This is a genomic window from Methylobacillus sp. MM3 (assembly GCF_001645185.1).
Taxonomy (GTDB): Bacteria; Pseudomonadota; Gammaproteobacteria; order Burkholderiales; family Methylophilaceae; genus MM2.
In genome coordinates, this window is the sequence record NZ_LXTQ01000001.1 from 716700 (window position 1) to 743110 (window position 26411).

Below are 26411 nucleotides of genomic sequence, written 5' to 3' on the forward strand. Positions count from 1 at the left end.
AGACTCCTCAGAACGTATACATCACGGTCAGCCACAGCTTCTCGGTATCGCGCTTGCGAGCCGCACTGTAGATGTCGTCTTCCTGGAAACGGGCGTATTCGACCTTGCCCATCCACTTCTGGTAGGTATAGGCCGCCGCCAGATCCAGTTCCTTGCCATACTGGTCGCCAGTGCCGGCGCCAGCTGGCGTGGTGAAATCCTCATCCGAATTGATCCAGTGATATTCGCCGGTCAACTGGACATCCATCACCTTGCCGCCGAAAGAAACGAAGGTGTCCTTGATGCCCTGGTTGGGCGTCACCAGGAACAGGTCGGCCCAGCCCTGGAACAGGTGGTTGGTGCCGAGCGGCGTCTGGAATGCAGAGCGGCCATCGTTGCTGGACAGCACTTCATGGTCGAGACGCGCATACCAGGTGCCGAACTGGGCGCCGCCGCCCAGCTTCAGATAGTGCGAATCGATGTTGTCGTTGCCGTCGCGGTAGTCGTCCTGCTTGGCATACTCGGCGGTGTACAGCACCTTCCAGCCGGGGTTGACGGCATGGGCACCGTCGGCGCGCAGGCCCAATGTGCGATTGGAAGCGGTCTCGTTGAACGGTGCCGGATTGGTGGCCTTGAACTCGCCGTTCCAGTCGATGAAGTAGCCGTAGCCGGTAATGCTTTCGCTCGGGGAAAGGCTGTACTTCAGGTTAGCGATCTCGACATTGGCGCTGCGGTATTTGGTGGTGATCTGCTTGAGCCCGGCGAAGTGCGCCAGGTAGATCTGGGTGTCGGGCAGCAGGCCCTTGTTTTCCAGCGCGACACCGTCGAACACCTGCATCACCTGGCGGAACTCGATGTTGCCGATGAAGCGCACGTTGTCCAGCTTGACCGACTGGCGGCCCAGGCGCAGCTTGGTGTTGCGGAGCCCTGCCCATTCCACGAACAGCTGGTTGATGTCGGTATCGTCGGGATCGGCGACCGCAGGGAATCGCGTTTTATCCGAAGGAACCGCTGCGCTGCGTCCGAAAACGCCATTGGAAGTATCATAAAAATCGTCGTTGAACTGCGCCACGTTGATGATCTGCGCGGCCACACTGAAATCATGGAACGGCGCGGTCTGCCAGCCGATCAGGCTGCGCAGCGTCCAGGCGTCGGCATTTTCGGTATGTGCCGGCACATCGTCGTCCACGTGCTCGTAACGCAGGCGGAAGTTGGTCATCGGCTTGCCGGCCGTGATGGCTTCCATCAACGACCCCAGCGCAGCCGGCTGATCGGCCGCCAGCGCGGGCGCGGCCAAGGTGCAGACGGCCAGAGCAGCCAGCAGGCGACTCGTCGTTTTATAACGGCTCATGATGCTCTCCCATAGGATAGTGATTGTTTCTTAAATGCCCGGCGCCACGATCTGCTCGAACGATGCCTCGCCGTGCAGGTTGAGGTTGGGCACCAGCACTTCGAAGCGGCCGGTCGCGGGGCGATATTGCAGCAGCTCGCCGCGCTCCATGTCGAAATACCAGCCATGCAGCGCCAGGCTGCCCTCCTCTACACGTCGCCGGATCCAGGGATACGAAAGCAGGTTCTCCAGCGAGATGAGGATGGCGGCCTGCTCGCACGCCTGCGTCTGGATTTCCTCGGGTTTGCCCGGCAACTCCTGCAACACCTGCGCGCGCGCATCCGCTGCGATACCCAGCCATTTGGCGATCAGCTCCTCCTCGTCGCACTCCGGCGGCCGGTTGGCCATCAGCGTGCGTATCCCGCCGCAGCGGGCATGGCCCATCACGATGACGTGCTCGACCTCCAGATTACGCACCGCGAACGCCATGGCCGAACTGGTCGCGGCGAAGAACGTCGCCTGCACGTGCGGCGGCACGAGGTTGGCCACGTTGCGCACCACGAACATGTCACCGGGGTCGCAATCGGTCAGCAGTGCCGGGTCGCAACGCGAATCGCAGCAGGCGATCATCAGGGCCCGGGGGCGCTGTCCTTCCTCAAGCAGACGGTCGAACAGCGTGTGATGATTGCCCAGGTAATGATGCTGAAAACGCTTGAAGCCTTGTACGAACTTGCTGACGTCACGCATCGTTCGCTTTCTTTAGCGGAAGCTGCGTTTGCTGCGCACGATCTGGTAAGGCCGGCCGAGGTAGCCGAACGGCGCGCTCCATACGTGCACCATGCGGGTGAACGGAAACACCAGGAACACCGTCATGCCGAAGAACAGATGTACCTTGAAGATGGTGTCCACTTCCGCCAGCAGCGCCGGGTTCGGGTGCAGGTAGACGATGCTTTGCACCCATTCGGCCAGCGCGATCATCACGCCCGGATTGCCCTCGTTGGCATGCCCGATGGAGACCGGAATCGTCGACAGCCCCAGAATCAGCGTCAGCAGCAGCCAGCTCAGGATGAACTTGTCCGTACGGCGGCTCACCGCCGACACGCGCGCATTGAACATGCGGCGCAGCCACAGCATCGCGCCGCCCGTCAGCGCCAGCAGGCCGAAGATGGTGCCAGCCCAGATGGCGACCATCTGGTGCGCCATGTCCGATACGCCCAGCGCAGTGAACCAGCCATGCGGCGTCAGCAAACCCACCGCATGGCCGCCGAAGATCGCGAGCACGCCGATATGGAACAGGTTGCTGGAAACGCGCAGGTTACCCTTGGACAAGAGCTGGCTGGAATCGCTTTTCCAGGTGTACTGCTCGCGGTCGAAGCGCAGGATGCTGCCGAGCAGGAACACGGAAAGCGCGATATAGGGATAGACCCCGTAAAGAAAATTGTGCAGGTTCATGATGGTTCTCCTCAGGCGGCAAGGCGCGTCAGCGTCGCCCGCCCCTCGACGATGGAAAGCAGCGCCGCATACGGGCTGCCGGCTTTGTTCAGGTTGTCGGTCAGCACCTTGAACACCTTGTTGGCGTCCGAGAGAAAGACCATCGCCTCGTTGTCGTCCAGATAGGCGGCGAATTCCAGGATCAGCGGCAGGTAGTCCGGCAGTTCGTTACCCTGCACCTCCACGCCGTAATCCTTGTACAGCTCGCCCAGATCGATCAGCGCGGGCCCACGGTTCTTGTCGTCACCGAACAGATGATGCGTCAGGTGCAGGCTATGCTCGGCCGTCATGTCGAAGGTCTGCACGTAGTCTTCCTGCAACGCGGTCAGCGGCTTGCTCGCGAGGTGGTCGATGAATTCGCACAGTGCGGCCCGTTCCGCATCGTCGATGTCGGTGCATTCGGCGAGGCGTTCCGGCAACTCGGGCAAGTGGTCGATCAGCTCCTGCTCGGGGTATTCCAGCAGTACGGAAAGCAGTTTGTAGATTTGCATGATGTTCTCCTGATTACTCGTCTGCGGAAGGCGCCAGTTCCTTCGGCTCCATCGATTCCTTGCGGCGGCGCGGGAACAGCGTGATCTTGCTGACGCCCGCCGAAGTATCGTTGCCGAAAGTGAAGCCGTTCTGGCCCTGGAAGCCGTGGAAGTCGTCCAGCGTCACTTCCGCGTGGCCGGTCGGGATCACGAAACGGTCTTCGTAGTTGGCGATGGCGAGGTAGCGGTACATTTCCAGCGCCATTTCCTCGGTGATGCCCGCCTTCTCAAGCGCACGGGTGTCGGCCTTGCCTTCCACATGCACGGAGCGCTGGTAGCTGCGCATCGCGATCATGCGGTTGAGCGCGCTGATGATGGGCTCTTCCTTGCCTGCGGTCAGCAGGTTGGCGAGGTACTGCACCGGCAGGCGCATCGAGCCCGCCAGCGGAATCGCGCCGTCCGGGCCGACCGGCAGGTTGCCCTGGTCGATCTGCGACTGCACCGGAGAAAGCGGCGGCACGTACCACACCATCGGCAGCGTGCGGAATTCCGGGTGCATCGGGAAGGCGATCTTCCACTCGATCGCCATCTTGTAGATCGGCGATTTCTGCGCGGCGATGATCCAGTCCTCGTTGATGCCCTCGGCGCGGGCCGCGGCGATCACTTCCGGGTCGTTCGGGTCGAGGAAGATATTGCACTGGGCTTCGTAGAGATCCTGCTCGTTCTCGGTGCTGGCCAGTTCCTCGATGCGGTCGGCGTCGTACAGCATGATGCCGTTGTAGCGGATGCGGCCGACGCAGGATTCGGAGCACACCGTCGGCATGCCGGATTCCACGCGCGGATAGCAGCCGACGCACTTTTCGGCCTTGCCCGATTCCCAGTTGTAGAACACCTTCTTGTACGGGCAGGAGCTGACGCACATGCGCCAGCCGCGGCACTTGTCCTGGTCCACCAGCACGATGCCGTCTTCCTCGCGCTTGTACATCGAGCCGGAGGGGCAGGCGGCGACGCAGGCCGGGTTGAGGCAGTGGTTGCAGATGCGCGGCAGATACATGTGGAAGGTGTTCTCGAACTGCCCATACATCTCCTTCTGGATGTTGTGCATGTTCTGGTCTTTGCTGCGCTTGGAATACTCACCTGCCAGGTCGTCTTCCCAGTTCGGGCCCCAGGTGATCTTTTCCATCGTCTCGCCGGTGATCTGCGACAGCGGGCGCGCGGTCGGCGCGGCTTCCGATAGCGGCGCGTTCTGCAGACGGGCGTAGTTGTAGGTGAACGGCTCGTAGTAGTCGTCGATCTCCGGCAGGTCCGGGTTGGCGAAGATGTTCATCAGCTTGGAGCTCCGGCTGCCGGATTTCAGCTCCAGCTTGCCGTTCTTCAGCTCCCAGCCGCCGTTCCACTTGTCCTGGTCTTCCCACTGCTTGGGATAGCCGACGCCGGGCTTGGACTCGACGTTGTTGAACCAGGCGTATTCCACGCCCTTGCGGTTGGTCCAGACGTTCTTGCACGTCACCGAGCAGGTATGGCAGCCGATGCACTTGTCCAGATTGAAGACAAAGGCGAATTGTGCGCGTACTTTCATGGTGTATCTCCTAAAAATCTTTAACCACCGAGCACACAGAGCGCACGGAGAAAAACACGAAGACCATCAAGCATCTCTCCGTGTACTCCGTGTTCCCTGCGGTTCAGGCTCTTCATCTCAGCGGGATCCGACGCCGACGGGGTTGAGTTGCGCTTCGCGTTCCGGCGTCAGTTCGCGTTCCAGCCAGTCGATGTCCTGGTCTTCCACCTTGTGCAGCACCACCTGCTCGTCACGCTGGCAACCCACCGTGCCGTAGTAGTTGAAGCTGTACGAAAGCTGCGCGTAGCCGCCGATCATGTTGGTCGGCTTGACGATCACGCGGGTCACCGAGTTGAGAATGCCGCCCCGCTTGTTGGTGGATACCGAGCCCGGCACATTCACGTTCTTTTCCTGCGCGTGGTACATCATCGCCATGCCGCGCGGCACGCGCTGCGAAACCACCGCGCGGGCCATGGTCGCGCCGTTGGCGTTGACCGCTTCCACCCAGTCGTTGTCCTGGATGCCGATGGATTGCGCATCGGTTTCGGAGAGCCACACATACGGGCCGCCGCGGAACAGCGTCAGCATGCGCAGGGTGTCCTGGTACGAGGAGTGGATGCCCCACTTGGAGTGCGGCGTGATCCAGGAGAGCACCAGGTGCGGCTTGGCACGGACCGCAGCCGGCACGGTGTTCTGCGCCTTCATGTCCAGCGGGCCGCGATAGGCGCAGAAGCCCTCGCCGAAATCCAGCATCCACTCGTGATCCTGATAGAAGTGCGCGCGGCCGGTCAGCGTGCGGAACGGGATGTGCTCGTGGATGTTGGTGTAACCGGCGGTGTACGACACCGTTTCCGACTCGATGCCGGACCAGGTCGGCGCGGTGATGATCTTGCGCGGCTGGGCCTGGATATCCTTGAAGGTGATCTTGTCCTCGTGGCGTCCGGCATACAGGTGATGGTGGTCGATACCGGTCTTCTTCGAGAGCGCGCTCCACGACTTGTGCGCCACTTCGCCGTTGGTCTCCGGCGCCATGCGCATCACCGCATCGCACACGCCGATGTCCTCTTCCAGCGACGGCATGCCGAAGGAAATGCCCGGCTCCTTCACCGTGTAGTTGCACTTCTTGAGCTCTTCGTACTCCTGCTCGGTGTTCCAGTCGATGCCCTTGATGTTGTTGCCGAGCTTGGTCATCAGCGGGCCGAGCGCGATGAACTTCTTGTAGGTGTTGGCGTAGTCGCGCTCCACCACCTTGAGGATAGGCATGGTCTTGCCGGGCACCGGCGCGATGCCTTCCTTCTTCCAGTCGGTCACATAGCCGAAAGGCTGCGCCAGCTCGGCGGCCGAGTCGTGCTGCATCGGCAATGCGACGAGATCCTTCTTGGTGCCGAGATGCTTTTCGGCCAGCGTCGAGAACGCCTTGGCGATGGACTTGAAAATCTGCCAGTCGGACTTGGATTCCCAGCCTGGGCTGACCGCTTCCGACAGCGGGTGGATGAAGGGATGCATGTCGGTGGTGTTGAGGTCGTTCTTCTCATACCAGGTCGCGGTCGGCAGGATGATGTCGGAATACGCGCCAGTGGAATTGAGGCGGAAGTTGATGTCCACCATCAGGTCCAGCTTGGCCGTCGGTGCATTCTCGTGCCACTTCACTTCCTGGTTGTCGCGACCGGCGCCCCCTTCCTGCAGCACGCCGTTCTGCGCGCCCAGCAGGTGCTTGAGGAAATACTCGTGGCCCTTGGCGGAAGTGCCGATCAGGTTGGCGCGCCAGACGATCAGGTTGCGCGGCCAGTTGACCGGGTTATCGACGTCGGCGAAGGAGACATCCAGTTCGCCGTTCTGAAGCTTGTCGACCACATGCTGCGCGATGCCGGCTTCATCGGTCGCGCCGGCTTTTTCGGCCTCGGCCACCAGGTTCAGCGGATTCGCATTCCAGTGCGGCATGGAAGGCAGCCAGCCCATGCGCGTGGCGGCGACGTTGTAGTCGGCCAGCGAATAGCCTTTGTACTTGCCCTTGCCCGCCGGGGACAGCAGGTCGTCGGCCTTCACCGTCTCGTAGCGCCATTGGTCGGTATGGAAATACCAGTACGAGGTGGAATTCATGTGACGCGGCGGACGCTGCCAGTCGAGGCCGAACGCGATCGGCGCCCAACCCGCCTGCGGCCGCAGTTTTTCCTGGCCCACGTAGTGCGCCCAGCCGCCGCCGGTCTGGCCGACGCAGCCGCACATGTGCAGCAGGTTCATGATCGAGCGATAAGCCAGGTCGTTGTGGTACCAGTGATTGATCGCGGCGCCCATGATCACCATGGACTTGCCCTTGGTCTTGGAGGCGTTGTAGGCGAATTCGCGGCCGGTGCGCTCGATGTCGGCGGCCTTCACCCCGGTGACCTTTTCGGCCCAGGCCGGGGTGTAGGCGACATCGGCATCCGCATAGGATTGCGCCACGTTGCCGCCGCCCAAACCGCGGTCGATGCCGTACTGCGCCACCTGCAAATCGAACACCGAGGCGACCAGCGCTTCCTCGCCGCTGGCCAGTTTCACCTTGCGTACCGGCACGTTGCGGAACAGCAGTTCGTCTTCATCCTGGTTGAAATGCGGGAAGCCGACCGACGCCACTTCGGCGTGATCGCCGATGCAGGAGAGCTCGGCGACGATTTCGGCCTGGGTGGCGGCGTTCTTCGGCAGCAGGTTCCACTTGCCGTCCTCGCCCCAGCGGAAACCGATGGAGCCGTTGGGCGCAACGAAGGAGCGGCTGGCCTCGTCGTACACAATCGTCTTCCAGTCCGGATTGTTGGTTTCGCCCAGCGCGCCATCGAAATCGGAAGCGCGCAGGAAGCGGTCGGATACCCAGGCGTCACCATGTTGGCGCAGCATCACCTGCATCGGCAGGTCGGTGTACTTGCGGGCATATTCCTGGAAATACGGGTCCTGCCGGTCGATGTAGTATTCCTTCAGCGCGACGTGCCCCATCGCCAGGAAGGCGGCGGAGTCGGTGCCCTGGCGGATCGGCATCCACAGGTCGGAGAACTTGCAGAACTCGGCATAGTCCGGCGCCATCGCGACGATCTTGGCGCCTTTATAGCGAACTTCAGAGGCAAAGTGCGCGTCCGGCGTGCGGGTCATCGGCAGGTTGGCGCCGGTGATGATGATGTAGGTCGAGTTGTACCAGTCGGCCGATTCCGGCACGTCGGTCTGCTCGCCCCAGGTCTGCGGGCTGGCAGCGGGCAAATCACAGTACCAGTCGTAAAAAGAACCGCAGGCACCGCCGATCATCGACAGATAGCGCGAGCCTGCCGCGTAGGAAATCATCGACATCGCGGGGATAGGCGAGAAGCCGTAAATGCGGTCCGGACCCCACTTGTTGATGGTGTGCACGTTGGCAGCGGCGATGATCTCGGTCACTTCTTCCCAGCTGGTGCGGACAAAACCGCCGAGGCCGCGCACCGCCGTGTACTGCTTGCGCTTCTTCTCGTCGGCCTGGATTGCGGCCCAGGCTTCCACCGGGTCTTTTCCGCTCTTGCGCTCGGCGCGGTACAGGTCGAGCAGGCGGCCGCGTATCATCGGGTGCTTGATGCGGTGCGGGCTGTACAGATACCAGGAGAACGAGGCGCCGCGCTGGCAGCCGCGCGGCTCATGGTCGGGCAGGTCGTCGCGGGTGCGCGGGTAGTCGGTCTGCTGCATCTCGAACGACACCAGGCCGTTCTTCACGAAGATCTTCCAGGAGCAGCCGCCGGTGCAGTTCACGCCGTGGGTGGAACGCACCACCTTGTCGTGCTGCCAGCGGTGGCGGTAGGCGTCTTCCCACTGACGGTCTTCGTTGGTGACGATGCCGTGCCCGTTGGAGAAGGTCTCCTTGACCTTGTCGAAGAATTTCAGACGATCGAGAAAGTGACTCATGTTATTTGCTCCTGTTGAATTCGTGTGTAGCCAGCCATTACGGATTGCGGATTTCGGCGCCGGGGCGCAGGTAGAACCACCAGTTGAGTACCAGGCACAGCGCGTAGAACACGGCAAAGCCGTACATCGCCAGCTCAGGCGTGCCGGCCTTGATCTGGCCCTTGATGACTTCGGGGGCGATAAAAGAACCGTAGGCGGCTACTGCTGAAGTCCAGCCGAGGACGGGGCCGGCCTGCACACGGTCAAAAATGACGCCTACGGTGCGGAAAGTGGAGCCGTTGCCGATGCCGGTCGCTGCAAACAGGATCACGAACACCACCAGGAACTGCGTGAAGTAGATTTCAGGAGTAGCGGACTGGTAAGCCTGCATCATCACGAAACCGGCATAGGCCGAGGCCAGCACCATCACCGCCGAAATCATCTGCGTGACGATGGAGCCGCCCACCTTGTCCGAAATCCAGCCGCCCAGCGGGCGAATCAGCGCGCCGACGAAGGGGCCGATCCAGGCGTAAGTGAGTGCGGAAGGCGCGGCGGGATTCTTGACGTGCGCCCAGGTCTGGCTGACTGCGTCGTAGATGTGCTTGTCGCCGAAAATGATGGTGATGGAGAGCGGCAGCGCCATCGAAAAACCGATGAAGGAGCCGAAGGTCACCAGGTACAGCGCGGTCATCGACCAGGTGTGCTTGTTCTTGAAAATCGCGAACTGCTTGCTGATGTTTTCCTTCATCGTGCCGAAGGCGGCAGCCTTCATCAGCAGCAGCGTGCTCACCATCACCAGCGGCAGCGCCACCCACATGCTGAGCACACCCACCCCGGTCGGCGCCGGCAGATAGAGGTAGAGGCCGACAATCGCCGGAATAAAAGCCAGCGTGTACAGCCAGGTGATCTTCAGGAAGGCGATGATCGTGCCGCCGATGTTGGACGAGATCGACAGCAGGTTATTCATGCCGAACCAGCAGAGCGCGCCGAGCGGAATCAGCGACAGCGCCCAGGCGAAACCGGCGTTCTGGATGAAGGTCGGCGTGCCTGCGGGAATCTTGCCGAGAATCCAGCCGCTGGCTTCGACCAGCGCCTTTGCCTCGCCGCCGATGGCGCCGAAAATGCCCACCGTCATCACCAGCGGGATCAGAATCTGCATCGTCGTCACGCCGAAGTTGCCGAGGCCCGCGTTCAGGCCCAGCGCCGTGCCCTGCAAACGCTTGGGGAAGAACGTGCTGATATTGCTCATCGAGCTGGCAAAATTGCCGCCGCCCACGCCAGACCACAGCGCCATCAGCTGGAACACCCACAGCGGCCATTCCGGATGCTGCAGCGCAATGCCGGTGCCAATGGCCGGAGAAAGCAGCATCGCGGTGGTGAGGAAAATCGTGTTGCGCCCGCCGGCCAGGCGGATGAAGAACGAAGACGGAATGCGCATCGTCGCCCCCGCCAGCCCGGAAATCGCGGTCAGCGTGAACAACTCGTCCTTCGTGAACGGAAAGCCGAGGTTGTGCATCTGCACAGTGATGATGCCCCACATCAGCCAGATGGCGAATCCGCACAGCAGCGCCGGCACCGATATCCACAGATTGCGGTAGGCGACCCGCTTGGCGGTGGATTCCCAGAACGTCTCATCCTCGACGTTCCACTCCTTGATATTGGCAGACATTGATTGATCCCCTTAAATAATCGTGGCTTGACGCGCAACCTGGCGCTGGTTGTGGCGGCCCAGCTTGACCGGCCGCACCTCCGTCCAGTACATCCACAACAGCGATACCCAGACGACGCCGAACATCAGCATGAAGGCCGAGGAACGCACCCCGGTGAGGTCCACCAGCGCGCCGAACATGATGGGCAGGATGAAACCGCCCATGCCGCCGACCAGCCCCACCACGCCTGAAATCACGCCGATGTTGTGCGGATAGTCGTCCGCGATGTACTTGAAGACCGAAGCCTTGCCCACGGCGAAGGCGATGCCCAGCGTGAACATCACCACGGTGAACACCGTCGAATTGAGGCCGACATGGAAGATTTGCGGGCCGTTGATCGTGAGTATGCTGACCTGCGTTTGCGGATAAGAGAGGAAGAACAGGCAGATCATCGAGACCCACAGCACCCACCAGGTCACGGTATGTGCGCCGAATTTATCGGAGTAATAACCGCCGATGGCGCGCAACACCCCGCCCGGCAAAGAGAAACACGCCGCCAGCAGCGCAGCGGTCTTGATATCGAAGCTGTATTCGGTGATGTAGTACTTGGTCATCCACAGCGACAGCGCCACATAGCCGCCGAACACAATCGAGTAGTACTGGCAGTACTTCCAGACTTTCGGGTCTTTCAGCGCAGCCAGCTGCTCGGCCACGGTGACGCTCTTGCTCACCTTGTGCGAAGGGTCGTCGTAGGTAAACAGCCAGAACAGCACCGCGGTGACAGTCATCATCACCGCATACACCTTGGGCACCATCGCCCAGCCGAACGCCACCACAATGCTGGGCGCGATCAGCTTGGTCAGCGCGGCACCCGCATTGCCTGCGCCAAAGATGCCCATCGCCAGCCCCTGCTGGTTCTTGGGAAACCACCGCGCACAATAAGAAATGCCCACGGTAAACGAACCGCCCGCCACCCCGACGAACAGCCCCATCACCAGGTAATGCCAGTATTGTGTGCCGGAAGAAATGAACCAGATGGGAATGATGGTGGACACCATCAAGGTAAAGAAAACGATGCGCCCGCCGAACTTGTCGGTCAGCATGCCCAGCGGCAGCCGGATCAGCGAACCGGTCAACACCGGCATTGCCACCAGAATGCCGAACTGGGTCTCGTTAAGCCCCAGCGTCGTCTTGATCGGAATGCCGATCACCGCAAACATCATCCAAACCATGAAGCACACCGTGAACGAAACGGTGCTCGCGCCTACTACAGACCAAGCTTTATGCTTTTGTGTCGCCATGAGCCTTCTCCCCGGATTGATGCATGGGAGAAGGTTAGTCCCGCACTGAAGGCGGGGGTATTCGTCGGAAGACTAGGTGGGGTGAGGCAGAAGAACTAGTTCTTTGGAACTAGGTGAAATAAAAATGTAAGGCACGGAGGAATTCTAAATTGTGAACTCAGAAAATTCCGCTATATATTTTGAATTATGCTTATTTTTTGGTTTGAATTTAAATAAATAATTTTGTAGCCAAACATGCTTTAAACGTAATTGACAATCAGCATCAATAAGTGATTTAGATTTTTCATAAATTTGTTTGCAACCTTTATAAACTCGAGTCCAGTTTTCATCATCGAGTACATGGAGTTGTGTCGCATTGCCGTCCTGAAGCAACAAGTTTGCTGCAACAATATCATCCAAAAACGCTCCTCCCTCTTGTCGATGATTTCGCAATTTCTCGATAATTGATGGGTGGATCAAAATTCGTGGAAAAATTGCAGCTGACGATTCTAGTTTATAAGCATCTGTTAAGGCTAAGCTATATGTAATTTGTTGATTTTCAAAATGTCTATTGTAGGAAACTCCCCCTCTAATCAGAATTTCTTTTTCTACAAACGATACAAATATTTTCTTTAGAAGTTTGAAAAAGTCATTCGGATCTTCTGCATTGCAATGCAGAAATATGGAGTCACTTATAGATTTATGCCCATAATTCGCTCCATTCACATCATTAAAGACTTGAAAAGCAGATTGCAAGCGGTCTTTGAAATCTAGCGAATTATTGCGAATATCCTCTTCTAAATAGCTTTTGTAGCCGAGAACATCAATGAATGCAAAATAAACATAATCATTCATCTTCAGACTCAATTAAATGTGCAATTTTTGCAATTTCACTTTTGTAAGTTTTAATTTTCTTTTGCCAAGGCTCCCAAACAGTTCCGTAAAATTGAATACCGGAAGATGACGCAAGTGCAGTGTCTTCTTGTTTTAAATCAAAAACTGCCTTGCCTAACATTTGAGCTACAGGCGCCAACTGGCCAATATTCTCAATAGAACAAATAAATGGATCAGGTGTTGTTTTAAAATGTTTTGATATTCGAATAACTTCCGAATTTAGTAATCCAGATTTAATTTCCGTTCTAATCTTCCGCACCCACTTTTGATATGACTCTTTAATCTGTGAGCGATGAATCTGAAAGTTCTGATTGATAGCTCCTAAAAATACAGGACTCGAGTAATCATCTTCAATGCCATATGGCTTTAGTGTTTTTAGCACGACTCGATCATGCTCGATCCAACCTTCCATTAATTTGGGAAGAGTAGTCACTCCCAAATAACAAAAACGATCAGGAGTTACTGGAACGAAAAAACAATCAGAAGCAAGGAATGCCATTCGTGTTATAGCGCCGCTGCTAGGCCCAAGGTCAATGAAAATATAGTCATATCCTTTATGAGTGATCAAATCTCTAACTAATCTTCTAAATGCGACATAAGTATTTTTCTCATTCACATTGGTAGTGATTGCTTGATTAATTGCTGAGCCGAAATAGGGTTCGGCTTGTGCACTAAATTCAATATCACCTCGAATAATATCCAGATTACTGTAAATCTCTGATGTAGCAATATTGATGTCATCGACGTTTATCCTAGCCGCTGCTCCATCAAGTCGAGAGCGGAACACATCTAAGAGACTGTCACCTGGCAATGAATACGTCGGATCACTATAGAATTCGTCATCTGGCGCAAAAAATAACTCTGTCAAATTACATTGTGAATCGGCATCGATTAAAAGAACCTTTTTTCCTTTAATCTTGGCCATATATGCTGCAACATTAAATAATGTTGTCGTTTTTGAAACGCCGCCTTTGTTGTTATAAAAAGTAATCGTTTCCGCCATAGTTTTTCCTCGGACGTTTTTAACAGTAATCTAGAGGGTAATTATAATTACTAACACTAACAGCTAAAATCTTATAAGGATAATTAGCATACTGATAATAAATCAAAACTATCTATCCACCACCAACCCATGCTCCACCGCATACACCGCCGCCTGCACCCGGCTGGCGAGATTCAGCTTCCGCAATATCCCCTGTACATGAATCTTGACGGTGGATTCGGATAAATCCAAGTTCCCGCGCGATCTCCTTGTTGCTATCCCCCACGCCAGTTTCACGATGATTTCTTTTTCGCGCGGCGAGAGTTTCAGGCTACCCGCCGCATTGCCCTTAACCGGCGCTATCGCGGCGGATCGATTGCAACAAGACATCAGCATCGATGCTACCTCAAGAGATAGCCAAACGCACCAATGCTCAGAGATAAGCATCCCCTACCAATTAATACGAACCTGTATCCCCCACACCGGCTCCGCCCCATGAGAATACCCCGGTAGCGGATTCGAGACCCCCACTCCGCCGGCAAGTGCAGGCGCTCGAACGTTATTGACCAGCTGCCATTGCATCGTTGTTTTCACTCCCAGCATCCGGTCCGCTTCTGCATTGAGCACCCCGAGAGGATCGGTAATGAACAGGGCGGCCTTGTCCGACCAGTCGAGATTGCCGGATTTTGCGCGGATGCGTTCGCGCCATGGCGTAAACAGGTATTCGCCAACGAGGAAACCCACGACCGGCGTGACCACGACATCCTGGATGGAAACCGGCTCGTACAGTGCTTCCGCGCCGTATTCGAACATCGTCGAGAGCAGGGCCGAGTACCAGAACGCCTGGAGTCGGTCCAACCCGCGCTCCCGCCCACGGATGTAATACGCGCCGCCCCAGTAGGGATGCAATACGTAATTGAGCCACCAACGGTCTTCGTCCCACACCGGGTTGGTGACGTTGTCGCCCCATTTCTTGAAGCTGTAGTCGCTCTTTTCGTCGTCATCCCAGCCGGAAACGCTTTCCGGCGCGGCATACAGTGCGGCGACGGTGACGAACTGGTAGCCCACGAAATAGGCGGTATCGCGGCGTAAACCCGGCCAGTCCGGCTGGTCCGGGGGCGATCCCCGCCAGCGGTAACCGTACTGTTGCATATCGGCATCCCGCGCATCCGGCGTTTCGCCGAGGGCGGCCTGGTAGGCGGCGAATACCGAGGAGCGGTCGATGCGCATGTCGGCATAGCGGGTATGTCCGAACGCGTCGTCGCTCTCGGCTGCGGCGGGAGCGACGCAGATCAGGCAAAAGACGAAGCTCGCGATGCAGCGCATCGTTTGTCCTGAACGGAATGTGCCAGAGTGAACCGTCATTGTTGCACTCCTTCTTTTTTATTCCCGACATTGTGATCGGGCCGGCTACTTCTCCATTACCAACCCGTGTTCCACCGCATAAACCGCCGCCTGTACCCGGCTGGCGAGATTCAGCTTCCGCAATATCCCTTGCACATGAATCTTGACGGTGGACTCGGATAAATCGAGTTCCCGCGCGATTTCTTTGTTGCTATCCCCCCGCGCCAGTTTCACGATGATTTCGCGCTCGCGCGGCGTGAGTTTGACGGCGTCCGTGGCATTGCTGCCCTTGGCTGGCGCGCGCACCGCGTCGGCCAGTTTGCCGCCCATTTGCGGCGACATCACCGATTCGCCGGCGGCGGCGCGGCGGATGGATTGCAGCAGGAAGTCGGTATCGATGTTTTTCAGCAGGTAGCCGCGTGCGCCGATGCGCAAGGCTTCGAGCAGGTCTTCCGCGTCTTCCGACACGGTGAGCATGACGATCTGGGCGTTGGGGGCTTCGTCTTTCAGCAGCGGGATGGTTTCGAGGCCGCTCATGTCGGGCATGTGCAAATCCAGCAGGATGACATCCGGACTCAGGCGCTTGGCGTCCTTGACGCCTTCGAGGCCGCTGCCGGCTTCGCCTACCAGTTCGAAATCGTTTTGCCGTTGCAGCACCAGTTTGATGCCGCTGCGGAACAGGCTGTGATCGTCGATGATGAGGACGCGGATGGGAGTCATGCGGCCCCCGTGGTCATGGGCGTGGCGGCCCACGAAAGGCAGACGCGCGTGCCCTGCCCCGGCGCAGATTCAAGCGTGAGTTTGCCACCCATGCGGTGCGCGCGTTCGCGCATGATGCGGATGCCCACGTGCGTGTCGCCGGCGCTGCTTTCCGGGTCAAACCCGCGTCCGTTGTCCTTGACGATTAATCGGCATTCGCCTTCGGATACCAGTTCGACTTCCACCTTGGTTGCCTTTGAATGTTTGCGTATGTTGGAGAGGGATTCCTGCAGGATGTGCAGCACTTGCAGCACGGATTCGGGCGGTAGATCGAGGTTGGGCCCGACGCGGTTGTAGTGCGTGCCGATGCCGACTTGCCCTTCAAATTTTTCAAGGGCGCTGCCGATGGCGACATCGAGGTCGGCGTGGTCCAGCCGGGTGCGGAAATGCACCAGCAGTTCGCGCACGTCGTCGTAGCTTTCCTGCACGCCTTCGCGGATTTGCTCGACGACTTCGATGGCGTTGGCGACTTTCTGGTCGCTGAGATCCTGATGCAGCAATTGCACCTGGATATTGAGAAAAGCCAGCGACTGCGCGATGCTGTCGTGCAGCTCCTGCGCCAGCAGGTTGCGCTCTTCGGAGATCGCCATTTCCTTCTCGCGGGCGATGAGGCGCTGGTTTTCAATGGCGGTGCCGAGATGCAGGCCCACCGATTCCAGCAGCCGCACTTCACCCGGCGGCAGGATGCGCGTGGTCTCGAAGAACAGATTGAGCAGGCCCAGCATGCTCTGTTTGGAGCGGATCGGGATCGCCGCGATGGAGCGGAAGTTGTCGCGGCTGCAGGCATGCAGCAGCGGCCGCGGCGTCGGCACGGTGAAGTCGGAGCTGACGGCGATGCCGTCGCGCGCCACTTCGCCGCACACGCAGGAGCCGACCGCGAGATAGGTCTCTTCTGCCAGAAAGTGCTCCGACACGCCGCGCGCGGCAACCACTTTCAATTGCTCGCCCTTGGGGTCGGTCAGGCGGATGACGCCGCCGCTGGCGCCGAACAGCGCGATCATGCGTTCCAGCACGCTGTCGCATAGCGGCTCGGCAGCCGTGGAGGAATTCAGGAACGCCGCGATTTCATACAGCGTGCCCAACTCGCGGTTCTTGACTTCGACCCGGTGCGTTTTCTCCGCGATGCGCTGCTCCAGCGTGGCATAGGTATCCTGCAATTTCTCCGCCATCTGGTTGAAACCCTGCGCCAGCTCACTCAGCTCATCCCCGCCCGACACCGGCAGCCGTACACTGAAATCGGCCTTGCCCATGCTTTGCAAGCCGTCGTTGAGCCGTTTGACCGGACGCACCAGCAGCAGCGAGAAAATGTAATCGAGCAGGATGGTGCCCAACAGCGCAACCACCACCAGACCGATCTGGAACGAGCGCAACATGCCGGTGGCGTGGGCGTTGCTCTTCTCCACCAGCACCACCAGATCATTGATGCCCGCGACGAATCCTTCCAGCGAAATCTGATATTCGGACAGCAGCCGCACCTGCTCCGCCACGGAGGCGGCGTCCTGAATGCCCTGAATGCGCGGCTTCATCACACCCAGCCAGGCCGCCTGCAATTCGGCCATCTGCCGGGCGACTTCGGGTTCATCGGGAAGAAATAACGGGCGTTGCGGATTGCCGTGCTTGAGTTCGATCAGGGTACGCTCGAATCGCAGGGTTTCCTGTTCGATATCGGCCCGCAGGTTCAGCTCCGGCTGCCGCACCTGCTGTGCCAGCAGGAATGCAATGCGGTAAGAACGCATGCGCTCCTTGCCGGCATCGTTGATCGCCGCCGCGCTGCCTTCGAGCTGCCAGGAGACGAATAGCGTAGACCCGATGGCCACCACCGCCACAAGAAAATAAAACACCAGCAGGCCGGTGATTTTCTGGCTGATCTTGAGTTTCATCGTGTAGTGCCTTCGAAGCCCGAATCGCGGACGCGCAAGTCCTTTATGTTACTCCGAACGGTTCCGGCAATCCAAAGGAATCAGGCAGTGCTGCTCGGGCGACGCGTAAACAATCTCAGCGGCCACTTGATCCATCTTTGCGCCAACATCACCGCCAGCCGCAATATCTGCCCCGAACCCAGGCTCCGCGACTTCATCGCCACGTACAACGCCAGCGAAAAACTCACCGCCAGATTCACCAGTGCGATCAATATCACCCCGACAGCCGCCCACACGAGCGGCGCGACGAACTCCGAGACATTCAGCAAATCCAGCGCGATGCCGAGGTTCGCACTGCCGAAGGCAACGTGACGGATGTCGATGGGCAGCCCCGTCAACGTGCCGAACACGCCAACCAAACCGAGATACATGCCGAAGAACAGGTTGCCGAGAATCGCGCCATAGTGGGCATCGATGTAGTCGCCGAAGCGCGCCGCGCGTTTTTTGCCGAGCCGTGCCAGACCCGGCGCCGCGGCGATGCGCGTCGCCAACTGGTGATAGCGCGCCTGATTATCGAAATAGCCCGATACCAGCCCCGACAGGAACAGCCCCACTCCGGCCACGGCGGCAAAAAACAGTGCGGCGCTGTGCCAGGGATGCATGTCCTGCAATAGGTGCAGCGCCTTTTCAGGGGAAGCGGACGCATGGCCGAAGATAAACGGCCAAGCGAAGGCGAGCAGAAAGGCCACCGGCAGCGCCAGCCCGATGTTGCCCAGCACGGCGATGAATTGCGTGCGGAGGACGTCCTGCACCAGATCGACCAGGCGGTCGAGATCGCGCGGCTTGCTTTCTTCGAGCGTCGCGGCAATCGCGGCGGCGGTCATCGCGGGCTGCTTGGTGGCAACCGTAAAACCCAGCAGGTGAATCAGCACGAAACCGAGGCCGTAATTGAGGCCGAAGGCGATGCCTTCGGTGAGTTGCGGCAGATGCAGTTGCGTCAGCTGAATCTTGATCATCGCCATCATCCCGATGATCACCCCGCCTCCCGCCGCGCTGCGCGCCATCTCCCACCAGCCCGAGCGGTCGCGTGCGATGTAATGCTCGCCATGGCGGCTGGCGTGGTCGGTAATGTTGCGCGCCATCAGGCTGACGTTTTCGCCGACGAAACCGGCGACGCGATGCTGGTTCTGATACGCGGACACCAGCGTTTTCATCAGCCGGACGGCATTCGGCTGCGGATTTTCGGCGGCCGTGAGGTCAAGCAGCATGCGCAGGCGGGCGATCAACTGCCGCATGCGCGCCAGCAGGTAGGTGAGCCGAATGCTGACGCCGTTTTCGCCCGCCCGGCGCCGCACGCGTTCCAATACTTCGTCGCATTGGTCGAGCAAAACGTCGATATCGCGCACTTCTTCAAGGCTGGGGCCCTGCCCGCCGCTTCTGGCGCGCTCAAGCACGGGGATCAGCGCCGCATTTTGCGCAAGAAAAGGCGATTCGTAACGCTCCAGCGCATCGTCGGCGCGCAGCAGTTCGCGGTCCACCGCCGAACCGCTCAAGCGATAGGAAAGCACGCGCAAGGCTTCCAGCACATTGGTCATCGCCGCCTTGCCCGCATGCGAAAGATGCAATGCCGATGCCAGCGTCACCCAGGTCTCGTCGCTGACGGCGGACACCCATTCATGGTCATCCTTGCGAAACACCAGGCCCACCACATCGCGCAACTGCTCGCGATCCGGCGCGGGCGGCAGCAAGCGCTGGCTGAGACGCTGCGCCAGCTCCAGCCAGAACCCAAGGCTGGAGCGCACGCCGATTTCGCCGTAGAAAGGCGTCTGGTAAGGCAAGGAAAGCAGGGTCAGAAAATCGTCCGCCAACTCGGCGGCGAGTTCCGGCTGCTGCGTCAGATGCACCGCTTCGGCGCGGATGTTGCGCTCGGCTCCGGCGATATCGTCAGGCGCCGAAGGGCGCAGACGATCCACCAGCGCGGCGAGGCGCTCGATGATTGCTTGGGTTTGTTTCATAAGGGATTCCGTGTGTGTTCTTTTTATTATGGGGGGAAATAGTTATCGCAGGCGGATTCTGCCCGAGCAATGCTCCGACAGCCAACCGGCAGACTAGTTTGATGGGCGAACAATCGGGCCCAGCCTTGCATGCAATCGAAGCATGCCCTGCTACTGGCCTTTTTCTGCCTCATACGTCGAAACACTCACCCCCGCTTGCGCAAGAAACTCCCGCAAATGCTTGATCAGCTCTCGCGTGCATTCGTTGCTGTGGTGAGGGTGGTGCAGAAAATCGGTGACGCCGTTCAGCGTCACCTTGAAGCGCGCCCCGTGGGACGGCTCGACCTGGCCGCCCAGGTGCTTGAGCAGGGATTCCACTTCGCGCCAGTGAATATTGGCGCTGACGGGTTCATTGAAAATGGCATGCAACAGGTTGGCTTGTTTGTGGCTCATGATGGCTCCCGAACGTAACAGTGCACATTCACGCGGTCGCGCCCGCCTTTTCGGATCACGCGGCGGGCGGCTGACCGTCAGGCTCCATTGTAGCGCTGCGGCAATACTTGTCGAAACAACGATAGCGCCTACATCGACGAATATACCGGCCCGCTTCCGCCCTCCGGCGGCACCCACACGATGTTCTGCGTCGGGTCCTTGATATCGCAGGTTTTGCAGTGGATGCAATTCTGCGCGTTGATCTGCAAGCGGGCTTCCTCGCCGCTGCCGACAATTTCGTACACGCCAGCCGGGCAATAGCGCTGCTCGGGCGCGTCGAATTTCGGCAGGTTCAGGCGGATGGGGATGGCCGCGTCCTTCAACAGAAGATGGCACGGCTGGTTGGCGTCGTGTGCGATGTTGCTGAGGGCAATCGAACTCAAGCGGTCGAACGTCACCACGCCGTCGGGCCTGGGATAGCTAATTTCCGGCATGGCGGCGGCCGGACGCGTGCAATCGTGGTCGGCTTGCGCGTGACGCAAGGTCCATGGGAGGCGAATGCCGAACGCGGCCAGCCACATTTCAACACCGCCCAGCAAGGTGCCACCCCAGGTACCCAGACGCGACAGCCAGGGTTTGACGTTGCGCACGGCGTCGAGATCGCGCCATACCCACGAGGCACGCAGTTTCTGCGGATAGGCGGCCAGCATGTCGCCGGATACCGGGCGCGTTTCGTCGTTAAATGCCTCGAACGCGGCTTCGGCGGCGAGCATGCCGGACTTCATCGCGTTGTGCGTGCCCTTGATGCGCGGCACGTTGACCATGCCCGCGCTGCATCCGATCAATGCGCCACCGGGGAACACCAGCTCTGGCCAGGATTGCAGGCCGCCCTCGCTGATCGCCCGGGCTCCATAGCTGAGACGTTGTGCACCTGCGAGCAATGCGCGCATGGTCGGATGCATCTTGAAACGCTGGAATTCGTCGAACGGCGAGAGGTGCGGGTTGGCATAATCCAGGTGCACGACAAAGCCGACCGCCACGAGGTTTTCGCCATAGTGGTAAACAAAGGAACCGCCGCCGGTATCGGCCGTCAGCGGCCAGCCCAGGCTGTGCTCGACGCGACCGGGGTGGTGATTTTCAGGCGCGACGCGCCAGACTTCCTTGAAGCCGAGCCCGTATTTCTGCGGCGAGACGTTACGGCGCAAATCGTATTTTTCTTCCAGCTGGCGCGTCAGCGAGCCGCGCGTGCCTTCCGCAATCAGCGTATAACGCGCATGGATTTCGATGCCCGGCGTGAACTGCGGGGTTTCTTCGCCCTGGGCATTGCGGCCCATATCGCCGGTGACGATGCCGATGACGTGGCCGCGTTCGTCGTACAGCATTTCCTGCGCGGAAAAACCGGCGTAGATTTCCACGCCCAGCGCTTCGGCTTGGCCAGCCAGCCAGCGGCACACGTCGCCCAGGCTGGCAATGTAGGCGCGCTTGTTGCGCATCAGCGGCGGCAACAGCCAATGAGGGATCGACCGGGATTCCGTTTCATTCAGGATCAGGAAGTTATCCTCCTGCACCCGCGTTTTGAGCGGCGCGCCCTGCGCTTCCCAGTCCGGGATCAGCTCATCCAGCGCAACCGGATCGATCACCGCGCCGGAAACGATATGCGCGCCGACTTCCGCGCCTTTTTCCAGTACGCAAACGCCGATTTCCTTGCCGGATTCCAGCGCCAGTTGTTTGAGGTGTATCGCTGCCGCCAGCCCGGCGGGGCCGGCGCCGACGATCAGGATGTCATAGGTCATTACATCGCGTTGCATGTTCAGCTCACTTTTAAATCAAGCTATGGGTGGAATATCGATTTCGTCGCTGCGGCTCAAGCCTTCGGTCATTTCCCGGCAAAGCGCCAGGAATTCGCGCATGCCGGCGGTCTGGTATTTCTGCTTGTGCCAGAGAAAATAGAAATAGCGTCGCAGGTCGAGAGCCGGCGTGTCTATCGGCACCAGGCTGCCGCGACGGAAGGCATCCTTCAGCGCCAGCCGCGAAATGCAGCCGAGGCCAAGGCCGGATTCCACTGCCCGTTTGATCGCTTCGGTATGTTCCAGTTCGAGGCGGATGTTCAGCCGCGAATGGTGATTGTGCATCGCCCGGTCGAAGGTCTCGCGCGTGCCGGAGCCTTTTTCGCGTAATATCCACGGCTCCGTCAGCAACTGTTCGAGCGAAACCCGCTTTTTTCCCGCAAGCGGATGGCTGGGGGAACAGAACATCGCCAGCTCGTCCGCAATCCATGGCTGCACTTCGAGATCGGGGTGGCTGCAATCGCCTTCGATCAGCCCGAGGTCGAGGTCGTAACGCGCGACCTGCTGCACGATCGTGGCGGTGTTGTGCACCTGCAATTGCACCTGGCTCTGCGGGTGACATTGCAGGAACTTCGCGACGATCAACGTAGTCAAGTAATTACCGATGGTCAGCGTGGCACCGATGCTGAGCGGGCCGAATCCGGAACGGCCTTCGAGCAGGTCTTCGATCTCGTTCGCGCGGTCGAGCAGCTCCACGGCGCGGGGCAGCAATTGCCTCCCGATTTCGTTCAGGCGCAATGACTTCCCCATCCGGTCGAACAACTGCAAGCCGAATTGCCGCTCGAATTCGCCCAGCGCGGTGCTGGTGGCCGACTGCGACAGCGGGATCTCTTCTGCCGCGCGCGAAACATTGCCGCTGCGGGCGATGGCGACAAAGACTTCAAGTTGTCTCACGGTGAATTTCATATCTGTTTTATAGATAGATATTATCTAAATAATCCATTTAACAAATATTGTACCGGCGAATAGAATGCTTCGCAAATGCAGTCCTTATTGAAAGAGTCGTCATGAAAATTCTGGTCGCGGTGAAACGCGTGGTGGATCACAACATACAGGTGCGCATCAGGCCGGACGGTTCCGATGTGGATATCGCCGGGGTCAAGATGAGCATCAACCCCTTCGACGAAAACGCCGTCGAGGAAGCGCTGCGCCTGAAAGAGCGCGGCCTCGCCAAGGAAATCGTCGCGGTATCGTTCGGCACCGCCGCCAATCAGGATGTGCTGCGCCACGCACTGGCCATGGGCGCGGACCGCGCGCTGCTGGTGGAAACCGAAGCGCAACTGCAGCCGCTGGGCGTCGCCAAGCTGCTGAAAGCCGTGGTCGAGCGCGAACAGCCGGATATCGTGCTGCTGGGCAAGCAGGCTATCGACGACGATGCCGGACAGGCTGGCCAGATGCTGGCAGCGCTGCTGGGCGCAGGACAAGGCACGTTTATCTCCAGTCTGAATATCGAAGGCGATGAGGCCATCGTCACCCGCGAAATCGACGGCGGCACCGAACAGATCGCCGTGAAATTGCCAGCAGTGCTGACCGCCGACCTGCGCCTCAACGACCCGCGCTTCGTCAAGCTGCCCAACCTGATGATGGCGAAAAAGAAACCCATCGAAACGCTGAACGCCGCCGAACTGAGCACGGACACCGCACCGCGCCTGAAGCAGGTGAAAGTCTCCGAACCGCCCGCGCGCAAGCCCGGCGTCAAGGTCGGCAGCATCGAGGAACTGATTGAAAAACTTCACGAAGAAGGAATGCTGTCATGAGCGTACTGATACTCGCCGAACACGACGGCAAAGCGCTTAACCCGGCGGTGAACCATGCCGTGACCGCGGCGCAACACTGGGGCACGCCGGTACATCTGCTCCTCGCAGGGAACGACACGAATGTCATTGCGCAGGCTGCGGCGGAAATCTCCGGCGTGGCGCGCGTGATCCGCGTCGATGCCGCGCATCTTGAGCATGCGCTGGCGGAAGATCTCGCCAATATCCTCGTTGCCATTGGCCGCGACTACCAAGTGATTCTTGGCGTGCACGGTGCTTATGCACGCAACACATTGCCACGCGCCGCCGCGCTGCTTGATGTGGCGATGGTGTCCGACGCGGTTGAAATCCTGCCCGGCAACACTTACGTTCGCCCGGTGTATGCCGGCAGCGTGTACTCCACCGTGCAGAACGACGAAGCGATCCAGATCATCACCGTGCGCAGCAGCCGCTTCAAGGCGGCCGGACTCGACGGCAGCGCGGAAATCGTCACACTCGACGCCCCGCCCGCCTTCGGCAAATCGCGCTGGATAGGCCGCACGCACCAGCATTCGGACCGCCCGGCGCTGGGTTCGGCGCGCATCGTCGTCTCCGGTGGCCGCTCGCTCGGCAGCGCAGAGAAATTCGACGCCGTGCTGACACCGCTCGCGGACAAACTGGATGCCGCGCTGGGCGCCACCCGCGCCGCCGTGGATGCCGGTTACGCGCCCAACGATATCCAGGTCGGCCAGACCGGCGTGGTCGTCGCGCCCGATCTCTACATCGCCGTCGGCGTCTCCGGCGCAGTGCAGCACACCTATGGCATGAAGGACAGCAAGATCGTCGTCGCCATCAATCAGGATCCAGACGCGCCAATCTTCCAGGTGGCCGATTACGGTCTGGTGGCCGACCTGTTCGACGCGGTTCCGAAACTGACCGCAGCAATTCACTAGAAAACGAAAGCAAGACATGAGCGCACTCGCCACAGAAAAAGTACTAAGCGTCCATCACTGGAACGACACCCTGTTCAGTTTCAAGACCACGCGCGACCCCGGCTTGCGCTTCGAGAACGGACAATTCGTGATGATCGGCCTGCACGTGAATGGCAAGCCCCTGCTGCGGGCTTACAGTATCGCCAGTCCGAATTACGAAGAGCATCTGGAATTTTTCAGCATCAAGGTGCCCAACGGCCCGCTGACCTCGCGCCTGCAGCATCTGGAAGTCGGCCAGGACGTGCTGGTCAGCCGCAAGCCTACCGGTACGCTGGTGCTGCACGACCTGCTGCCGGGCAAGCATCTGTACCTGTTCTCGACGGGCACCGGCCTGGCGCCGTTCATGAGCCTCATCCAGGATCCGGAAGCCTACGAACGCTATGAGAAGATCGTGCTGATTCACGGCGTGCGCTACGTGAACGAACTGGCTTACGAGGATTTCATCACCAACCAATTGCCGCAAAACGAATTCTTCGGCGAAGAAGTCCGCAACAAGCTGATCTATTACCCCACCGTGACGCGCGAGCCATACCGCAACCAGGGCCGCCTCACCGACCTGATCGAATCCGGCAAGCTGTTCACCGACATCGGCCTGCCGCCGCTCGACCCCGCCATGGATCGCGGCATGATCTGCGGCAGCCCGCAAATGCTGGAAGACACCAGTGCGTTGCTGGATCGGCGCGGGTTCAAGATTTCGCCGCGCATCGGCGACCCGGGCGATTACGTGATCGAGCGAGCGTTTGTGGAGAAGTAGGCTAAAACCTTACACCACAGAGCACACGGAGAGCACGGAGAAGAGCAAAAGCTAAATCTCTCTGTGCTCTCTGTGTCCTCCGTGGTGGAAAACGCTTTCCTCAAATGACGGTAGAATGCGGTCCCTATGGACAAACGCATACCCATCACCCTCCTCACCGGTTTTCTCGGCAGCGGCAAGACCACGCTGCTCAACAAGCTGCTGCGTCACGAAGACATGCACGACACGGCCGTGGTCATCAACGAAATCGGCGAGGCCGGGCTGGACCACATCCTCGCGCGCACGGTCGAAGACACCTACATCGCCGACAATACCGTCCTGCTCGGCTCGGGCTGCCTGTGCTGCACGCTGCGCACCGAACTCGCCGACACCCTGCGCGACCTTTATTTCAAGCGCGCCTTGCACGCCATCCCCGAATTCAGCCGACTGGTGATCGAAACCACAGGCCTCGCCGACCCCGGACCCATCTTGGCAAATCTGCTCAATGAACCCTTGATCGGTACGAATTACCGTCTCGATGCGGTCGTTGTCGTCGTGGATGGCGTACACGGACTGGCGCAGCTGGAAGAACATGCCGAAGCGCGCAAGCAGGCGGCCGTGGCCGACGTGCTGCTGATTTCGAAAGCCGATCTCGCCACGCGGGAGCAACTGGAGGCGCTCACCCAGGCTTTGAGCACACTCAATCCGGGCGCAACGCAGCATCGCATGACGTTCGGCCACATCGACCCGCAATCCATCATCAACGTCGGCCTGTTCGACGCCGACAGCAAAAAAGCCCAGCCGCAACGCTGGCTGCGCTCGCCGGACCGCGCCAACACCGTGCGCGGCACCTTGCCGCAAAAAATACACAACGACGCCATCGCCAGCTTTACGGTCGCCCTGCCCAAGCCATTACGCTGGGCAGCACTGGAAAAAGCGCTGGAAAAACTGTGCGAGCAGCACGGCCCCGTCCTGCTCCGCCTGAAAGGCATTATCCATGCGGAAGAAAGCCCGGTGCCGTTTGCGGTCCATGCGGTTCAGCATACGCTCTACCCGCCCGTGCCCCTTGCAGGCTGGAATGAGGAACAGCCAGAATCGCGCATCGTGATCATAGGAAAAGGTCTGGACGAGAAGAAAATCCGCAATCTGCTGATGCAGATTTAGAGCCTGTTTCAGGAGATATCATCCTCCGCCGCGAAGCTTCGGGATACA

At 59.3% G+C, this 26411-nt stretch carries 22 protein-coding genes; 4 read left to right on the forward strand and 18 right to left on the reverse strand.

The genetic code is table 11. From position 1 onward, the window contains the following. Positions 1–7: 7 nt before the first annotated feature. The 18 genes from A7976_RS03425 to A7976_RS03505 form a co-directional block, all read right to left on the reverse strand. Positions 8–1330 (reverse strand): alginate export family protein, encoded by a 1323-nt coding sequence (locus A7976_RS03425; protein ID WP_067106860.1) that lies wholly within the window; start codon positions 1328–1330, stop codon positions 8–10. Between the two features lie 30 nt (positions 1331–1360). Then, positions 1361–2056 carry a carbonic anhydrase gene (locus tag A7976_RS03430; protein ID WP_067106863.1) on the reverse strand — a complete coding sequence of 232 codons (696 nt, stop codon included), beginning with the start codon at positions 2054–2056 and terminating at the stop codon, positions 1361–1363. A gap of 12 nt (positions 2057–2068) precedes the next feature. Further along, a complete protein-coding gene (gene narI / locus A7976_RS03435) occupies positions 2069–2761 on the reverse strand; it encodes a respiratory nitrate reductase subunit gamma (protein ID WP_067106866.1) in 693 nt (230 codons plus the stop codon). Between the two features lie 11 nt (positions 2762–2772). Further along, entirely contained in the window at positions 2773–3291 is a 519-nt protein-coding gene (narJ, locus tag A7976_RS03440; protein WP_067106869.1) for a nitrate reductase molybdenum cofactor assembly chaperone, read from the reverse strand. Positions 3292–3304: 13 nt separating this feature from the next. Continuing rightward, positions 3305–4849 (reverse strand): nitrate reductase subunit beta, encoded by a 1545-nt coding sequence (gene narH / locus A7976_RS03445; RefSeq protein ID WP_067106872.1) that lies wholly within the window; start codon positions 4847–4849, stop codon positions 3305–3307. A 117-nt stretch (positions 4850–4966) separates the two neighbouring features. After that, a complete protein-coding gene (locus A7976_RS03450; RefSeq protein ID WP_067106876.1) occupies positions 4967–8722 on the reverse strand; it encodes a nitrate reductase subunit alpha in 3756 nt (1251 codons plus the stop codon). 37 nt (positions 8723–8759) lie between these two features. Next, positions 8760–10370 carry an antiporter gene (locus A7976_RS03455; RefSeq protein ID WP_067106887.1) on the reverse strand — a complete coding sequence of 537 codons (1611 nt, stop codon included), beginning with the start codon at positions 10368–10370 and terminating at the stop codon, positions 8760–8762. Between the two features lie 12 nt (positions 10371–10382). Continuing rightward, the gene (locus tag A7976_RS03460; protein WP_067106890.1) at positions 10383–11651 is read right to left on the reverse strand and encodes a nitrate/nitrite transporter; all 1269 of its coding nucleotides are present in this window, start codon (positions 11649–11651) and stop codon (positions 10383–10385) included. A gap of 144 nt (positions 11652–11795) precedes the next feature. Beyond that, on the reverse strand, positions 11796–12485 hold the full coding sequence (locus A7976_RS15050) for a hypothetical protein (protein WP_131800990.1): 690 nt from the start codon (positions 12483–12485) through the stop codon (positions 11796–11798). Then, on the reverse strand, positions 12478–13527 hold the full coding sequence (locus tag A7976_RS03465; RefSeq protein ID WP_067106893.1) for a ParA family protein: 1050 nt from the start codon (positions 13525–13527) through the stop codon (positions 12478–12480). The genes A7976_RS15050 and A7976_RS03465 overlap by 8 nt, the downstream gene beginning before the upstream one ends. A gap of 108 nt (positions 13528–13635) precedes the next feature. Then, entirely contained in the window at positions 13636–13953 is a 318-nt protein-coding gene (locus tag A7976_RS03470) for a LuxR C-terminal-related transcriptional regulator (protein WP_082877956.1), read from the reverse strand. Positions 13954–13956: 3 nt separating this feature from the next. After that, positions 13957–14871 (reverse strand): DUF3943 domain-containing protein, encoded by a 915-nt coding sequence (locus A7976_RS03475; protein WP_082877957.1) that lies wholly within the window; start codon positions 14869–14871, stop codon positions 13957–13959. Between the two features lie 45 nt (positions 14872–14916). Then, positions 14917–15570 carry a response regulator transcription factor gene (locus A7976_RS03480; RefSeq protein ID WP_067106903.1) on the reverse strand — a complete coding sequence of 218 codons (654 nt, stop codon included), beginning with the start codon at positions 15568–15570 and terminating at the stop codon, positions 14917–14919. Further along, complete coding sequence (locus A7976_RS03485) at positions 15567–17489, reverse strand: type IV pili methyl-accepting chemotaxis transducer N-terminal domain-containing protein (RefSeq protein ID WP_067106908.1); 1923 nt, start codon at positions 17487–17489, stop codon at positions 15567–15569. The genes A7976_RS03480 and A7976_RS03485 overlap by 4 nt, the downstream gene beginning before the upstream one ends. Before the next feature lie 80 nt (positions 17490–17569). Further along, positions 17570–19483 carry a site-specific recombinase gene (locus tag A7976_RS03490; RefSeq protein WP_067106915.1) on the reverse strand — a complete coding sequence of 638 codons (1914 nt, stop codon included), beginning with the start codon at positions 19481–19483 and terminating at the stop codon, positions 17570–17572. 150 nt (positions 19484–19633) lie between these two features. After that, a complete protein-coding gene (locus A7976_RS03495; RefSeq protein WP_067106923.1) occupies positions 19634–19915 on the reverse strand; it encodes a type II toxin-antitoxin system HicA family toxin in 282 nt (93 codons plus the stop codon). Between the two features lie 128 nt (positions 19916–20043). Next, positions 20044–21702 (reverse strand): electron transfer flavoprotein-ubiquinone oxidoreductase, encoded by a 1659-nt coding sequence (locus tag A7976_RS03500; protein WP_067106926.1) that lies wholly within the window; start codon positions 21700–21702, stop codon positions 20044–20046. A gap of 18 nt (positions 21703–21720) precedes the next feature. After that, positions 21721–22647 (reverse strand): LysR family transcriptional regulator, encoded by a 927-nt coding sequence (locus A7976_RS03505; protein ID WP_067106929.1) that lies wholly within the window; start codon positions 22645–22647, stop codon positions 21721–21723. 101 nt (positions 22648–22748) lie between these two features. Here A7976_RS03505 and A7976_RS03510 point away from each other — a divergent pair, with 101 nt between their 5' ends. From A7976_RS03510 to A7976_RS03525, 4 genes are all read left to right on the forward strand, one after another. Beyond that, positions 22749–23498: an electron transfer flavoprotein subunit beta/FixA family protein gene (locus tag A7976_RS03510; protein ID WP_067106931.1), complete on the forward strand. Its 750-nt coding sequence runs from the start codon at positions 22749–22751 to the stop codon at positions 23496–23498. After that, positions 23495–24427, forward strand: a complete 933-nt coding sequence (locus A7976_RS03515; RefSeq protein WP_067106935.1) for an electron transfer flavoprotein subunit alpha/FixB family protein — start codon at positions 23495–23497, stop codon at positions 24425–24427. Before A7976_RS03510 ends, A7976_RS03515 begins: the two co-directional genes overlap by 4 nt. Before the next feature lie 16 nt (positions 24428–24443). Beyond that, positions 24444–25220: a ferredoxin--NADP reductase gene (locus tag A7976_RS03520; RefSeq protein ID WP_067106938.1), complete on the forward strand. Its 777-nt coding sequence runs from the start codon at positions 24444–24446 to the stop codon at positions 25218–25220. A 126-nt stretch (positions 25221–25346) separates the two neighbouring features. Beyond that, a complete protein-coding gene (locus tag A7976_RS03525) occupies positions 25347–26363 on the forward strand; it encodes a GTP-binding protein (RefSeq protein ID WP_067106941.1) in 1017 nt (338 codons plus the stop codon). Positions 26364–26411: the final 48 nt, after the last annotated feature.

Bases quoted from the DNA above. Each gene is read 5' to 3' on its own strand.
- A7976_RS15050 (WP_131800990.1), bottom strand. From the start codon at position 12,485: ATGAATGATTATGTTTATTTTGCATTCATTGATGTTCTCGGCTACAAA.
- A7976_RS03510 (WP_067106931.1), top strand. From the start codon at position 22,749: ATGAAAATTCTGGTCGCGGTGAAACGCGTGGTGGATCACAACATACAG.
- A7976_RS03450 (WP_067106876.1), bottom strand. From the start codon at position 8,722: ATGAGTCACTTTCTCGATCGTCTGAAATTCTTCGACAAGGTCAAGGAG.
- A7976_RS03480 (WP_067106903.1), bottom strand. From the start codon at position 15,570: ATGACTCCCATCCGCGTCCTCATCATCGACGATCACAGCCTGTTCCGC.
- A7976_RS03515 (WP_067106935.1), top strand. From the start codon at position 23,495: ATGAGCGTACTGATACTCGCCGAACACGACGGCAAAGCGCTTAACCCG.
- A7976_RS03475 (WP_082877957.1), bottom strand. From the start codon at position 14,871: ATGACGGTTCACTCTGGCACATTCCGTTCAGGACAAACGATGCGCTGC.
- A7976_RS03425 (WP_067106860.1), bottom strand. From the start codon at position 1,330: ATGAGCCGTTATAAAACGACGAGTCGCCTGCTGGCTGCTCTGGCCGTC.
- narJ (WP_067106869.1), bottom strand. From the start codon at position 3,291: ATGCAAATCTACAAACTGCTTTCCGTACTGCTGGAATACCCCGAGCAG.
- A7976_RS03500 (WP_067106926.1), bottom strand. From the start codon at position 21,702: ATGCAACGCGATGTAATGACCTATGACATCCTGATCGTCGGCGCCGGC.
- A7976_RS03525 (WP_067106941.1), top strand. From the start codon at position 25,347: ATGGACAAACGCATACCCATCACCCTCCTCACCGGTTTTCTCGGCAGC.
- A7976_RS03485 (WP_067106908.1), bottom strand. From the start codon at position 17,489: ATGAAACTCAAGATCAGCCAGAAAATCACCGGCCTGCTGGTGTTTTAT.
- narI (WP_067106866.1), bottom strand. From the start codon at position 2,761: ATGAACCTGCACAATTTTCTTTACGGGGTCTATCCCTATATCGCGCTT.
- A7976_RS03430 (WP_067106863.1), bottom strand. From the start codon at position 2,056: ATGCGTGACGTCAGCAAGTTCGTACAAGGCTTCAAGCGTTTTCAGCAT.
- A7976_RS03455 (WP_067106887.1), bottom strand. From the start codon at position 10,370: ATGTCTGCCAATATCAAGGAGTGGAACGTCGAGGATGAGACGTTCTGG.
- A7976_RS03495 (WP_067106923.1), bottom strand. From the start codon at position 19,915: ATGAGCCACAAACAAGCCAACCTGTTGCATGCCATTTTCAATGAACCC.
- A7976_RS03460 (WP_067106890.1), bottom strand. From the start codon at position 11,651: ATGGCGACACAAAAGCATAAAGCTTGGTCTGTAGTAGGCGCGAGCACC.
- A7976_RS03470 (WP_082877956.1), bottom strand. From the start codon at position 13,953: ATGCTTATCTCTGAGCATTGGTGCGTTTGGCTATCTCTTGAGGTAGCA.
- A7976_RS03520 (WP_067106938.1), top strand. From the start codon at position 24,444: ATGAGCGCACTCGCCACAGAAAAAGTACTAAGCGTCCATCACTGGAAC.
- A7976_RS03505 (WP_067106929.1), bottom strand. From the start codon at position 22,647: ATGAAATTCACCGTGAGACAACTTGAAGTCTTTGTCGCCATCGCCCGC.
- narH (WP_067106872.1), bottom strand. From the start codon at position 4,849: ATGAAAGTACGCGCACAATTCGCCTTTGTCTTCAATCTGGACAAGTGC.
- A7976_RS03465 (WP_067106893.1), bottom strand. From the start codon at position 13,527: ATGGCGGAAACGATTACTTTTTATAACAACAAAGGCGGCGTTTCAAAA.
- A7976_RS03490 (WP_067106915.1), bottom strand. From the start codon at position 19,483: ATGAAACAAACCCAAGCAATCATCGAGCGCCTCGCCGCGCTGGTGGAT.